This is a genomic window from Anabaena sp. PCC 7108 (assembly GCF_000332135.1).
Classification (GTDB): Bacteria; Cyanobacteriota; Cyanobacteriia; order Cyanobacteriales; family Nostocaceae; genus Anabaena.
Map to the genome: position 1 here is coordinate 5,558,738 of NZ_KB235896.1, position 14,021 is coordinate 5,572,758.

At 41.1% G+C, this 14,021-nt stretch carries 9 protein-coding genes; 5 read left to right on the forward strand and 4 right to left on the reverse strand.

The window, feature by feature from the left end; genetic code table 11:
• Window positions 1-50 precede the first annotated feature (50 nt).
• From ANA7108_RS0125950 to ANA7108_RS0125955, 3 genes are all read left to right on the forward strand, one after another.
• Window positions 51-3,551, forward strand: coding sequence for an AAA-like domain-containing protein (locus tag ANA7108_RS0125950; protein WP_026104463.1), 3,501 nt, complete (start codon window positions 51-53; stop codon window positions 3,549-3,551).
• Between the two features lie 57 nt (window positions 3,552-3,608).
• Window positions 3,609-3,755 (forward strand): hypothetical protein, encoded by a 147-nt coding sequence (locus tag ANA7108_RS30395; RefSeq protein WP_158318385.1) that lies wholly within the window; start codon window positions 3,609-3,611, stop codon window positions 3,753-3,755.
• Between the two features lie 333 nt (window positions 3,756-4,088).
• Window positions 4,089-5,429 (forward strand): transposase, encoded by a 1,341-nt coding sequence (locus ANA7108_RS0125955; protein ID WP_026104464.1) that lies wholly within the window; start codon window positions 4,089-4,091, stop codon window positions 5,427-5,429.
• On the opposite strand, the gene ANA7108_RS0125960 is transcribed toward ANA7108_RS0125955, so the two are convergent.
• Window positions 5,407-5,751, reverse strand: a complete 345-nt coding sequence (locus tag ANA7108_RS0125960; protein ID WP_016953756.1) for an EF-hand domain-containing protein — start codon at window positions 5,749-5,751, stop codon at window positions 5,407-5,409. The genes ANA7108_RS0125955 and ANA7108_RS0125960 overlap by 23 nt on opposite strands.
• A gap of 792 nt (window positions 5,752-6,543) precedes the next feature.
• Between ANA7108_RS0125960 and ANA7108_RS0125965 the strand changes: the two genes are divergently transcribed.
• The gene (locus tag ANA7108_RS0125965; protein ID WP_016953757.1) at window positions 6,544-7,257 is read left to right on the forward strand and encodes a hypothetical protein; all 714 of its coding nucleotides are present in this window, start codon (window positions 6,544-6,546) and stop codon (window positions 7,255-7,257) included.
• Here ANA7108_RS0125965 and ANA7108_RS0125970 read toward each other — a convergent pair.
• The 3 genes from ANA7108_RS0125970 to ANA7108_RS0125980 form a co-directional block, all read right to left on the reverse strand.
• Entirely contained in the window at window positions 7,222-8,595 is a 1,374-nt protein-coding gene (locus tag ANA7108_RS0125970) for an AAA-like domain-containing protein (protein WP_016953758.1), read from the reverse strand. The genes ANA7108_RS0125965 and ANA7108_RS0125970 overlap by 36 nt on opposite strands.
• Window positions 8,596-8,610: 15 nt before the next feature.
• Window positions 8,611-9,612, reverse strand: a complete 1,002-nt coding sequence (locus ANA7108_RS0125975; RefSeq protein WP_202804357.1) for a pentapeptide repeat-containing protein — start codon at window positions 9,610-9,612, stop codon at window positions 8,611-8,613.
• A 968-nt stretch (window positions 9,613-10,580) separates the two neighbouring features.
• On the reverse strand, window positions 10,581-11,102 hold the full coding sequence (locus ANA7108_RS0125980; RefSeq protein WP_144052427.1) for an EF-hand domain-containing protein: 522 nt from the start codon (window positions 11,100-11,102) through the stop codon (window positions 10,581-10,583).
• 318 nt (window positions 11,103-11,420) lie between these two features.
• On the opposite strand from ANA7108_RS0125980, the gene ANA7108_RS0125985 reads away from it, so the two are divergent.
• Window positions 11,421-14,021 (forward strand): adenylate/guanylate cyclase domain-containing protein, encoded by a 2,601-nt coding sequence (locus ANA7108_RS0125985; protein WP_016953761.1) that lies wholly within the window; start codon window positions 11,421-11,423, stop codon window positions 14,019-14,021.

A 14,021-nucleotide genomic window follows, 5' to 3' on the forward strand; every position in this document is an offset into this window, starting at 1 on the left:
ATTCAAGCTACTCTACTTTTAAAATAACTGACTTTAATAATCAACGTTATATGCCCCAATATAGCTATCAACTCGGCGGTAGTCTAATCGTTGATGCACCTAGTTACGTACAGAGGCAAGCCGACTCGGAACTGTATCAAGCCCTAAAGCGAAGAGAGTTCTGCTATGTCCTGAACTCCCGACAAATGGGCAAATCCTCTCTGCTGGTACGAACCAAGCATCGTCTTGAGCAAGAGGGCTTTCACTGCGCTGCTCTCGATTTGAGTGTGGTGGGGAGTGAACAAATTACTCCACTGCAATGGTACAAGGGATTCGTAGGTGACTTATGGCGGCAGTTGGGGCTACTGGAAACCTTAAACCTGAAAACTTGGTGGGAAGAACGCAACGATCTTGGTTTACTGCAACGGCTGCGGTGGTTTATTGAGGAATTGCTACTGGTGCAGTTTCCCCAACAACAGTTGTTTATTTTTGTTGATGAAATTGACTCTCTGCTGGGGCTGAATTTTTCGATTGATGACTTTTTTGCCTTCATTCGCTTCTGCTATAACCAACGGGCAATTAACCCAGAATATCAACGCATTACCTTTGCCATTTTTGGGGTAGCAACTCCCTCGGATCTGATTCGAGACAGAACGAAAACACCGTTTAATATTGGACAAGCGATTGCACTCAAAGGGTTTGAGTGGGAAGAAGTGACTCCCTTAATTCAAGGATTGGAAAAGACAGTATCACAGCCTGCATCATTTGTCAAGGCGATTTTAGACTGGACGGCTGGACAACCATTTTTGACTCAGAAGTTGTGTCATTTAGTTGTGCAATTGAGTCAGCAGACAATCGGGGACGGTGGTATAAGTATTCCACCAGGTACAGAATCGCTCTGGATTGAGAAATTGATCAAAACCCGGATTATTGAGCGGTGGGAATCGCAGGATGAACCGGAACACCTGAGAACAATTCGCGATCGCATTGACCGTAACGGTCAGCTGGCTAGTAGAATCTTAAGCATTTATCAAAAAGTTTTGCAAGGAATTGAAATAAAAAGTGATGATAGTCAAGAACAGATGGAATTGTTACTCAGTGGCTTAGTCGTGAGACACGAGGGAATATTAAAGGTAAAAAATCGCATCTATCAACAAGTATTTAATCTGCAATGGGTTGAAAGCAGATTAGCGGCGTTGCGTCCTTACTCACAGACGTTTGATGCTTGGGTAGCTTCAGGGCAAAAAGATGAATCACGACTGTTGCGCGGACAAGCCCTCAAAGATACCCAACTTTGGGCGCACGGGAAAAGTTTGAGTGATTTAGATTATTTATTTTTTAATGCTTCTCAAGAAGTCGATCGAAAAGAAGTAGAAATACGCTTAGAGGCAGAACGTGTTAAAGAAGTAGAAGCCAGACTGGTGCAAGAACAAAAAGCTGTGAGAATTCAGCAGTTCTTGCTCAATGCAAATATGGCAGCCTTACAACAATCTAGACTCAGTGAAATTAAAGCGATCGCCAGTGCTTCTGAAGCCCTCTATGCCTCCCATCAAGGTTTAGAAGCATTAGTTCAAGCAATTATTGCGGGGCAAAAGTTACAACAATTAGGTTTAGTTGAACCTGAATTAGAGCAAAAAATTGATAACGCCCTGCGACAGGCAGTTTACGGCACAACCGAATGTAATCATTTGACGGGACACAGTGCCGATATTTGGAGTGTTGATATCAGTCCTGATAGTAAACTGGTTGTCTCAGCAGGAATGGATGGTGCGCTGAAACTTTGGCAACGAGACGGCACCTTACTTAAAACTTTGCAAAATGAATCTGTAGGAATTTGGTCAGTTAAATTTAGTCCCGACGGACAAATGATAGTTTCGGGACATAATGATGGTAGTGTGAAACTGTGGCGACTGGATGAAGATCAACCAAAAATCCTAGTCAAATATTCTACAACGACTCGCGCTGTCAACTTTAATCTTGATGGTCAAATCGTTGCTTCCGGACACGATGATGGCGTGATAAATTTATGGAGTCTGGATAGTGTTTTGCTCGGCTCATTCAAACATCCAAACCAAGCCGCCAATATTATTTTTGTTCCTGACAGTCAACTGATAATTACGCAGGCAGAGAACGTCATTTACCTCTGGCAGGAGAACGGGACACTGCTCAATAAATGGGTGGCACACCAAGCGGGTATAAGCACATTGCTTCTTAGTCCTAACGGAAAAATCCTCGTTTCTGCAAGTCAAGATACTACTACTAAATTGTGGCATCTTGATGGTACGCTTTTAACAACAATAGCCGGACATAGTGCAGCAGTATGGGACATTGCTTTTAGTCCGGATGGAAAAACTCTCGTGACTGCCAGTGGAGATAAAACCGTCAAAATTTGGAGTGTTGAGGGAATAGAACTGAGTACCCTCAAAGCACATCGTTCCACCGTGCGAACAATTGCCTACAGCCCAGACGGGAGTTATTTTATTTCTGCTGGGTCCGATTGCACCATCCGAATGTGGAAACCTACTCATGACCTCAAAACTACTATAAATGCTCACAGTGCAGCAGTTTTCGGCGTTGCGATCGCTCCTGATAGTTCCACGATCGCGACGGCTAGCTTAGATTACACTGTCAAACTTTGGCAGCGCGATGGCACATTGCTGAAAACCTTGCAACACGAGGCATCTATGTTTAGTGTTGCTTTTAGTCCTGTTAGCGATAGCCTGCTGTCAGGCGTTGGAGAAATTTTAGCAACGGGAAGTAACGATAGTATTGTTAGACTCTGGCAGCGTGGGGGTAGAAACTGGGGCAAAGCTGAACTTCTAAAAATACTGCCAGCAGAAGGAGGATTAGCGTTTAGCCTTGCCTTTAGTCCTGTTGGCACTAGCCTGCCGTCAGGCATTAGTAAGGTGATTGCCTGTGGTTATGGGGATGGTAAGGTGAGGCTTTGGAATCGAGATGGCACATTACACAATATTCTCACTGGACAAGAAGAGATGGTTTCGTGTGTTGCCTTTAGTCCTGACGGTCAGTTCATCGCCACTAGTGGTAATTTAAACCAAATTAAAGTTTGGCATCAAGACGGCTCCTTATTGACAATTCTTGCTGAAAATGATGCAAGTGTTAATTATGTTGCTTTTAGTCCTGATGGTCAATTAGTTGCTTCTTGCAGTGGTGATAGCACGATTAAGCTGTGGAACTATAATTCTACAACGGGAGTTTCCAGTCAATCTATTAAAACCTTTGTCGGTCATAACGGTGTAGTGTCTAAGATTGCTTGGAGTAGCGACAGTCAATTTTTTGCTTCCTGTGGAATGGACACAACCGTTAAACTTTGGAGTCGAGAAGGGCAGTTGATTACTACTCTACTTGGTCATAGTGGTTCAGTTTGGAATTTGGCGATCGCGTCTGATGGCAGTTTTTTAGCTTCTGTTGGTGAAGATAACACTCTGGTTATCTGGAATTTACCGCGCATACTCAATCTTGACTTGCTGGAATATGGCTGTAACTGGGTACGAGATTATCTGCTGACTAACGCAGAAGTGGAAGAGGGGGATAGACAACTTTGTCAATAGTCATTCGTCCGCAGCGCCTCTTGGAATCAATCTGAGCTTCTAGTTTTAGACGGTTTTATGTCTTTCTTTGTCCAAAGTCCAATCGAGTACCGGAGGGGAATAGACATTTGTGCGATCGCTATTCTGTCTCATCACCAAAATAACAGCGATCGCATTCTCCAAAGCCTACTTCTTAACAATCAAGAAAATGACGCAAAGAAATAGCCTAATCAGGACTTACGCAAACAAAATTTGTCATTGCGACCGGAACGCAGTGTAGGGAAGCAATCCCAGAATATCAGGGGATTACGTCGCTTCGCTCGTAATGACGTAATTCCGTGACTTTTGCGTAAGTCCTACTAATAAGTGCGTTAAGTGTGCGTACATTTTAAGTGAAGCATTTAAGCCTAAAGGGAGTTCTGAGGGCAAGAAAAGATGGTTATGCTTTCAATGAGGTCTATTCATCAATACTGTAGCCAAAAAAAGAGTATAAAAAGAGGGCTGATGTAGTAGAGTTATAGTCTTCCACAACGACAACTCGAAAGCCACATACAGCCCATGTTTGACATACTAGCACTGTTGCAATGCCTACTACCAGAAATAAAAGTGACGACGATGCGGCAGTTAAGCCAGATCATCACGGCCATGTTAGCCATGAGCGGGCGAGTCACAATGTTGGGAATATCGCGTTGGACGCTTAGTGGTGGTAGTTATCGGACGGTAATCAGATTTTTTCGTACAGTCATACCGTGGACAACGGTGTTCTGGGTGTTTTTTCGGCGGCATTTGTTCTGCCCAAATGATGTTTATTTGTTGGCAGGAGACGAAGTAGTAATAAGCAAAGCCGGGAAAAAAACCTATGGATTAGATAGGTTCTTTTCCAGTCTAATAAGTAAACCAATATTGGGACTATCTTTCTTTACATTATCATTAGTAAGTGTTCAACAAAGACACTCATTTCCGATTCAGATAGAACAGGTAATAAAAAGCGATGTAGAAAAAAGTAGTGTCTCGCCAAGTCCAGAAGTAAAACCTCAAGAAAAACGTGGACGGGGACGACCAAAAGGAAGTAAAAACAAAAATAAAAAGGAGGTGACTTTTACACCTGAATTGCTAAGAATTAAGAAGATGATTAATGAGCTATTTAAGTTAATAGCTAACTTTATTCCCCTCACTTACTTGGTCGTAGATGGTCACTTTGGGAACAATAATGCTTTGCAGATGGCTAGGCAGGTAAAGTTACACATAATTTCCAAGTTACGCCACGATTCGGCGTTATATATACCTTACCAACATCCTGACCCCAATCATCGTTCTCGTCGTAAATACGGAGATAAGCTGGACTGGCACAATATATCTGATAAATATTTGTGTCAAATTAGTATTGAAGAAGATATCCAAACAAATACTTATCAATCTACCTTACTGCACAAAGAATTTGCCCAGCCTTTGAATGTAGTGATTTTAGTAAAAACCAATCTGAAAACTAATGCTTGCAGTCACGTAATTCTGTTTTCTAGTGACTTAACTTTATCATATGACAAAATAATTGACTATTATAAACTGCGCTTCCAAATCGAATTTAATTTTCGTGATGCTAAACAATTTTGGGGATTGGAAGATTTTATGAACAGGGGTCAAACTGCGGTGACTAATGCTGTCAACCTTTCATTTTTTATGGTCAATTTATCTCATTATCTTCTAGCTCAGTTCCGTCAAGATAATCCTGGTTCTGGCATTGTTGATCTTAAGGCTTACTGTCGTGGTTTTCGATATGTTCGGGAAATGTTAAAAATGCTTCCGCAACAGCCTGAGCCTATTTTATTATCCCAGATTTTTGCCAAGCTTACCTCTCTTGGTCGTATTCACAATGCTTCTACAGCCGTTGAACCCTCGTAATTTGGCTACAGTATTGTTCATAAGAACCATAAAACCAATTACCAGCAGCATTCAAATCATCACTGATATGAAACTCTTTGGAGGCTTGGAGATATTCATCGCGTGAAATATGTCCATCAGCGTTGGTATCTAAATGGGCAAAAGCTGTTTCAGCATCTTTTTGGGTCAGACCAACAGCTACACAAAATTCTTGATATTCTATCAGGCTGATTTGACCATCATTACTGGCATCCAAAATGTCGAATATCACGTTAGCCTTATTCTTATGAGCTTCTTGAAGTAAGGCTGAATTAGAAAAATTACTAATCGAATTATCTGCCATCTTCAGATATTCTTCTAAGCTAACTTTACCATCGCCACTAATATCAGCAGGCTGCCAAAAATTAGTCCAGATTGCTGAATATTTGGCTTTTAACTCGATAAATTCTGATGAGTCTGGTTTCCAATTACGCAGTTTGGCAAGATTGCTAGCACAAAGCTCTAAATCAGCTAGTTCTACAAATCCACTTCCATCTATATCGTATAAGTAGGTTAACAGAAAAATTTCAAGGTATGTATCGGTTTGTAAAGTTGTCCTAATGCGTTATTCTGGTTGAGTTTCAGCCATTTTACAAAACGCAATATACCTCATTTTTATTTTGTTAACCTACTTACATGGAAATTCTTAGTGTGTTTTTTTTACAATAGCTGACTTAACATTTATAGTTTTCCAGGGATTCATAGATAACATATCAAACTTTATCAGGTTTGAAAAATAAAGCCACTTTTTTTTAAAGCAAGCCGACTTTTCCTACTTGTTCAATTAATTGGGTTTGAGGTGATCGATGGCGTTTAAACCATTTTCGTTATGGGTGTGCTGAATTATGTATCTGTAATTCGAGATCGCGCCTCTTGGAACCAATCTTTAGCTCTAGTTGGGTCATTAATTGACCAATTTAGTATATTGACAAAAGCCAGTGATTATGTATTTATGGCTCACAGTAATATAACTTTACACAAACATACCAACTTTATCTATTTCTCATTGAGCTAAAAAACTAAACAATAGTCTTCACATAGCTTGGTTTTTTCCCACCGACTCGCTGTGTCCATACTACTCAAATAGAATAACTACATGAATGTTGACGAAGTTCTCGACACTGTAGAACAAAGTTTGCTCTCAAGACAATTAAATTCCCTTGAGCGCTTCATCCTATGTAACTCATGGCTTGGCCGCAGTTATAGTGAGATTGCACCCGATTGTGCCTATAGTATCGCTCACATCAAGGATATTGGCTCCCAGTTGTGGCAAGCCCTTTCAAAAGCGTTAGGGGAGAAAGTGACGAAAAAAAATCTGTTTTTAGTCCTGAAGCAGTATCTACTCTACCGCAGAGATGAAACAGTGGCTAGTGACTCGTTATCTGTTACCTTAGAGTTAGTAAAAGTAATTGACGATTCTGTGGAAGCTTCATATTCAGAGGATAGCGAGCAATTACCACTGGTTAGCGATCGCTGCGACTTAATAAGTGACGAAAGTTCACAGCTTGAGATAGGGCAACAGGATTACCAAACTTTCACAAAAAACCCAAAAGCGGAAGATAATAAAGATGCCCCAGCCATAAAGATTGAGCAAATAATTCCTGGTAGTTATTTGCTGCTAGACTATCCTCTTTACGTGGGTCGTCTCTTGATGGAAGAACTCTTTTACACTAAAATTAGTCAAATTAGATGTCTTATTCGTATCAAACCATCTCATAGCTTGTTGGAGAAGAATCCAGCTATTCTGAATTCAGGAATCAGAATTAGTAAGTCATCAAGAAAAATAATTGTGGAAGTACTCTCGATATAGCTCACAGCTAACAGTCGCTTGATTTTCGCTAAGATGCACCAATCCTAAACTTTTTAACTTAAATGCTACCTCAAGTTCTAACTGGATTGGATCTATTAAAACTTGTTGAAAGGCATCAGCTAATTTAGGATGCTGTTGAAGATTCCACAACTGATACTGAAGATGTTGTTGATAGATTCCAGTATTTCTCGTAGCATCTTGCAGTAACGCTTGCACAGGAATCTTCAAGCAGACACTTTTATACAATGCCAGTCGGATTAAATATGGAAAGCCAGCAGTGAGCTTCATTAACTGCTCAAGTTCAGTCCTCGTGAGTTGAAGTCTGTGACGTTCGGCTAAATCTTGCACCTGTTCTTGGTTGAAAGTCGGTAGTGCGATCGCTAATCCCACATTAAACGGAGAGCGATGGGTAGGTAAAGGAATGTAAACTTCAACTGCATGAGCCATGACAATTCGTAACTTCTGCCAAACTGAACTGTCTTTTGTCTCCTCATACCAGGAACGTAACAATACGAAAAAATCACTAGCGAGTTCTGGGTACTCAAATAATTGGTCTACGCCATCTAGTGCTAAAATTATGGGGTGAGAGAGTTCCTTGAGGAGATAGCCCTGAAAATAAATGGTGCTGTTAATCAAAGCTCCCATATCCTCGTCCCAGTAGTGATTTAATCTCGATTCCAAACCCAACTGGCGAGTGACATTGGTACAAAACCAGCGCAAGAAGCGATCGCTCGAAGCAAACACCTTTGTTCCGGCGTGATGTAAGCTGAGTCGTACTGTGTGGTAATTCTGACTGCTTCCATAATCCAGAATTCGGGCGATTAGGGAAGTCTTCCCCATCTTCCGAGGTGCTTGAATGCGAATGAACGTATGGGGTTGGAGAATTTCTTGATAACAGGTTTGTTCGATTAGCAATAGCGAAGCGCTGCTGCAAGCAGATCGCTCAACATACAGACAAGAAGCCAGGGGAACCTGTCCTTCGGGAGATTCTACAACATAGGATGAACTAGTCAAGCCCGTCACAGACATTGCTTTTATTGTCTCATGGGGCTGAGGATAATTCTGATTTATGAACTTTTGTTCTAGCAGCGTTAGGAAATTCGTCTTATTAACCTTTTCACCGAGCGTCTGTGAAAGCAAAGACCATAATCTAGGCGCAACTGTAAACTTAATATAGCTTTCAGAGTACTTATTTTCTTGGGCAAGTTTAGCGTAAGTTTTTTTGTTTTCAAGCAGAGATTCTCGCAGGATTACCTTGTGAATATAGCTAAGAGAAAACCCTGTTTCTGTAGTCACTAACTGGAGCGCAAATTCAACAAGTTCTTCAATGTTTTTCATTCAAATAGCAACTTGCTAGGCTGGAATATTCAAGGCTCCATTGACTAAAAGCCACTGCTTCTGTTGGTAAGTTAACCCTTGAGCGTCTGTAAAGCAAGCTCCTTTGACGCGGGAACCAGAAAAATCAGCACCCATTAGCTGAGTATCTTTAAAGTTGGTGTGTCTGAGATCAGTCTCAACCAGATTGGTATCATGTAAGACTGCTCCCTGAAGATCGGCTTGAAATAGAGAAGCTCGTTTTAAAGTCGCACGGCTTAAGTCAGCGCCGACTAAGTTTGCTAACTCTAGGGCAACTTTGCTTAAAATTGCTTCTGTCAAATCGGCATATCTCAAATCAGCCTTAACCAAATCAGCCTCCGTCAAATCAGCCTTGTTGAGTATTGTCTCATGAAATTGGCTCTCTTCGAGATCGACTCGCCGCAACGAGGATTGACTTAAGATAGCACCTTCCCAATTCGTCTGACGCAGATTAGCTTCATCGAGGTTAGCTCTGGTAAAATCTGTCTGTTTCAAGTTTGCTTTGAATAAATTGGCTCGAGTAAGAGTTGCTTGAATCAAACAAGCGCCTTCTAAAGATGCTTCCGTCAAATTCGCACCCTTTAAACAGGCAGAAGTTAGATTTGCATGATTTAGAAGAGCATTACTTAAGTTGGCGTTAACTAATGTGGCTGACTTTAAATCTGCCCAACAAAGACTGCTGTAGAGCAAGCAAGCTTGAGTTAAGTTTGCCTCGATTAAGTTGGCTCGATTCAAGTCTGTCCAAATCAAATTGCTACTGCTTAAGTTTGTATAGCTAAAGTCAGCACTATTGAGGTTAGTATGACTAAAATCAATTCCATTTAGGTCACCACCCTTCAAGTCAACTCGACTAAGGTTAAGATTTTGAAAATTTCGTTCCTGCTCGGCATAGTGCTTAAGAATGTCACTGGCATTAATGATGTTCATCAGCATTAACGAGGCATTGCTCGGCTTAACGATTGTTTTTGAACAAGCTTGGTTGTCATTTTCTATACTCACAGTTTTGCCATTTCTACCAATATTCCATTTGCGTTTGTTTCCAGCAGTGATGCTGTATTTGAGATATTCGTAATTTTTCGAGCAATCTGACTTAGTTTAGCGATCGCTCTGTTTACTATTTACCAAAAAGGCAGGAGTTAGGAGGCAGAGGGCAGGAGGTGGAAGTATCAATAAAAACTGTCTTTTCTGGGTCTAAAGCCCAGTTTAAAAAAGGAATTATACCGAGACGCGTAGCGCAAGGTATAAAGTGTCCTTACCTCAATCCCATTCTTTTAAGGGTGGGTTCCTCCTGCCTCCTGAACAGTTTGATGTCATCCATAAAAAATACAAATATTAAGATTGAACTGGACACACACTATATATCACTATAATTCATTAATGCAATTCAGGAACACGAAAAATACAAAACTTGAAAGGAATGGAGCTAATTAAAATCATTGCGGTAGTTCCGACTGATATTAGAAGTAAAAATTGAAAAGTTGATTAAAAAAGTTCCATAACTTGCTGGTATCTAAGCAGAAGAATTCAGAATACAGAACTCAGGAATCAGAATTAATTAGTAAGGGATTTAGACCCGACATTAATTGTAGACTAAGTAGAAAGGCACAAAAAAACCGAACTATGTAACGAAAAGTAAAGTTGCCCAAACCCTGTTCCCTGTTCCCTTGTCATAACGACAATTTTTAACGCCAACCTACTTACCAATCTTTCAATTTGGTGGGGGACTTAAACCCAGTTATTCAGATGCTCAATGATTCGCTACCGCTACGCTATCGGCCAGTCATACAAAATTCATTTTGACTTTTAACTCCTGAATTCTTTCTTGTTAAGTGTAAATATCGAATATCTGTTCTTTATTTTTTAGGTAATAATTGCCTGGAGTGCAAATAAATGTTGCCTGATAAACTGATAATTTCAAATTCTCAGGCAATCACTCTCATCCGCGATTTGAATCCTTAAGTGTCAGCTTATTCGTAAGCACCAAAAAACAAGTTACCAGGCGCTTGTGGGTTGTCACTCAAGTAGAAATCAGCAACTAGATTCAGGTAGTCATTTTTCTTGATTTTGCCATCTCCATCGAAATCAAGCTTGGAAAAAATTTCTGCGGCTAAATTAGCATCACCAATTCCGTGAATTTTGTACATGATTTTATATTCTTCAAGACTTATTGCACCGTCCTTATCTACATCCTGAACGTCGTAAAACATACTTGCTATTTTCAGCCAGAGAAAGTCGCTTTTGGGATCGTTCACTAACTTGTCTTGATAGGAAAGCCACTCATCTAAAGACACTTTATTGTCTGAATTTGTGTCTGCCTCTTTTGCAAGAGCATCCCAGCGATTACCATAAGTTGAGGAAATATATTGGTAGGTTTCTGAATCCTGTGCGATGTTGTAAGTTTCTGCAACACCATTGACAATTTTATCAAAGTCAGGTTTTTCCAAAACACCATTTTTATCAGCGTCAAACACATGAAAATAATAGGTCAATTTCTTCTTCTGAAGTTCAGTTAATATGGGTTATCGGTATTGCAACAATTAACCCAACAATAAGCTATTTTTGGTTTTTCTTATCTTGACTATACTAGATTCCTACCTTCCCTACTTTTCCTACTTTAAAGTCAGGAATAACTTATTTACAAATAATTTGCAATTCCGCTTGACTTAGATACATTAATCTGAATAAATAGATAAAACAAAGAAATACAAATACAAGGTTCAAAAGCTGAAACAATCTATAAATAGTAGATTTATTGGTTGAGACATAAGCAACAAGTTAATTATTCACAATCAAAATTAATAAAAAAGATGTTAAATCCCGAAAAAGGCTTGCGGAAGTTGCGTAATGGCTCCCTAATTAATCTAAAACTGGGTGACTGGACAATTAAATCCAAGCTGCAAGCATTGCTCCTGGGAGTTAGCCTTGGTTCTGTTGTAGTAGTTAGTGGGATTGGTTGGTATCAAACACAAGCTACCCTCAGAAGCAAAATCGCCGAGCAACTTTCTGGTATACGTACAACTAAAGCCGAGCAGTTTGAGTCGTACTTTGAAAACTTGAATAACCAAGTGGGGATGCTGGCGGCAGATGGCAACGTCGTCAAAGCGATGGTGGAATTGAATGGGGGTTTCCGCAACCTGGATCGCAACTTCATTCCCCCCGAATGGGATACAGCATTGAATGCTTACTACACCGAACAATTTTTTCCTCGCTTGCAAAAGAATCTATCCCCTGAAGCAGTGATTCCCAGTGTCTATCAGCCCCTTGGACAAGCGGCTCGCTATCTTCAGTATCACTACATTGCGTCTAATCCCAATCCAGTTGGCAAAAAAGACCAGCTTCTTGATGCTGGTGATGGCAGCGCTTACACCAAAGCTCATACCAAATATCAAAAATTCTTTGCAGGAATTATCGAAAAATTCGGTTATTACGATTTATTTTTGATTAATCCTAAAACAGGAGATATCGTCTATTCCTATTTTAAAGAGTCAGATTTTGCTACTAATCCGCTACAGAGTTATGACTCTCAGAATGGACTAAAGGATTTGGTGCAGGCAGTCCAGACAAATCCGACTCAAGGTAGCATTCAGGTTGTTGATTTCAAGCCTTACCGTCCCTCTTATAATGCTCCGGCTGCTTTCCTGGGAACGCCCATTTATAGCGGTTCTAACATGATTGGCATCTTGGCAGTGCAAATTCCTATTGAAAAGATCAACAACGCTATTAGCCGGACAAATAATTGGGAAGGCAGTGGTTTGCAGAAAACGGGGGAAGCTTATTTAGTCGGACCCGATTTCCTAATGCGTTCGACATCCCGTTTTTGGGTTGAAGACCCCAAAAAATATCAAAATGTTGTTCGTAACACGGGGACTGACAAGAGAACTCTGCAACTGATGGAGAACTTTAACACTACCATTAGCTTACAGAAAATCAATAGTCCAGCCGCTAAAGCCGCCTTAGAAGGGCAACAAGGGATGATGGTAGACCGCAACTATCGGGGAGCAGAGGTATTGAGTTCTTACACTCCTTTGAAGTTGAACGGGTTAAATTGGGCGATTATAGCAGAGATGGAGGTGGGAGAAGCTTATCGTCCGCTTTACACGTTACAGATAATCTTGCTGATTGCGGCGGCGCTTTTCTTACTGGGGACGGCGTTTTTAGCGGCAATTGCTGCGAAAATTTTCACCTCTCCCCTGCGTCGTTTGACTGATAGCGCCCGGAAACTGAGTGCTGGGGAACTGGACACAGAAGTTGATGTGACATCCCTTGACGAGTTTGGGGAATTGGCAACAGAGTTCAAAGAGGTGGCGAACAAATTACATCAAACTGAGGAAGATCTGGAAACCAAGAAGCAGGAGAACGATATTCTCTTGCAGAATATCTTACCAAGAGCGATCGCCGAACGCAGGAAGCAAGGAGAGCTATCCATTGCGGAAAACTTCAAGCAAGTAAGCATCCTCAATGCTCATCTGGCTGGGATTGCTGAGTTGAACAAACGCCTGTCACCGCCAGAGATCACAAAATTGCTCACCGAGCTATTTGATGAATTTGATGACTCGGCAGAACGCTACGGGTTAGAACGACAGAACTCCCTGAGTACAAGCTATGTGGCGGTGTGCGGACTTACTGAAGTCAGATTTGACCACAGCCAGCGAACTGTTGATTTTGCCCTAGCCATGTTAGACATAATCCAGCGTCTGAATGTTAATCATAATTCTGCCTTGGCTTTACGCATCAGCATTCATGCAGGTTCTGTGACAGCCGGGGTAGTAGGAACACAGCGATTTGGATACAGCATTTGGGGAGAAACAGCATATATAGCAAGCAATCTTCAAAGCCAAGCTGAGTTGAACTATATTTTACTGACTAAGAGTGTGTACGATCGCATAGCCGATAGCTACACATTTATCCAAAACCCAGTCGTGAAAATTCCAGGTCTGGGTGAAGTAGAAACCTGGACGCTAGTAACCACCAGGAAGTTAGTTCTAAGTCAAGTGGAGTTGGTTCAGTCATCCTTTGCTAAAGTGAAACCCATCGCTGATCAGGCTGCCGAACTGTTCTACAACCGACTGTTTGAATTAGAACCTTCTTTTCGTGCTTTATTTAAGGGGGATATGAAAGAGCAGGAACGTAAGCTAATGGCTACGCTTGCACTTGCAGTGGAAGGTTTGCGTCAACCAGATAAGATTATCAGTCCCGTTCAGAAGCTTGGTCGCAGCCATGCCAGCTATGGTGTCAAGGCTGAATACTACGATATTGTCGGCGAAGCTTTGCTGTGGACGTTAGCGCAAGGACTGGGTGAAGACTTTACTACGCCAGTGCGAAAAGCATGGGAAGAAGCCTACACATTCCTGAGCGAAATTATGAAAGAAGCAGCAGCGGAACTTGAGTTGTCAAAGATAGGCGTTTAA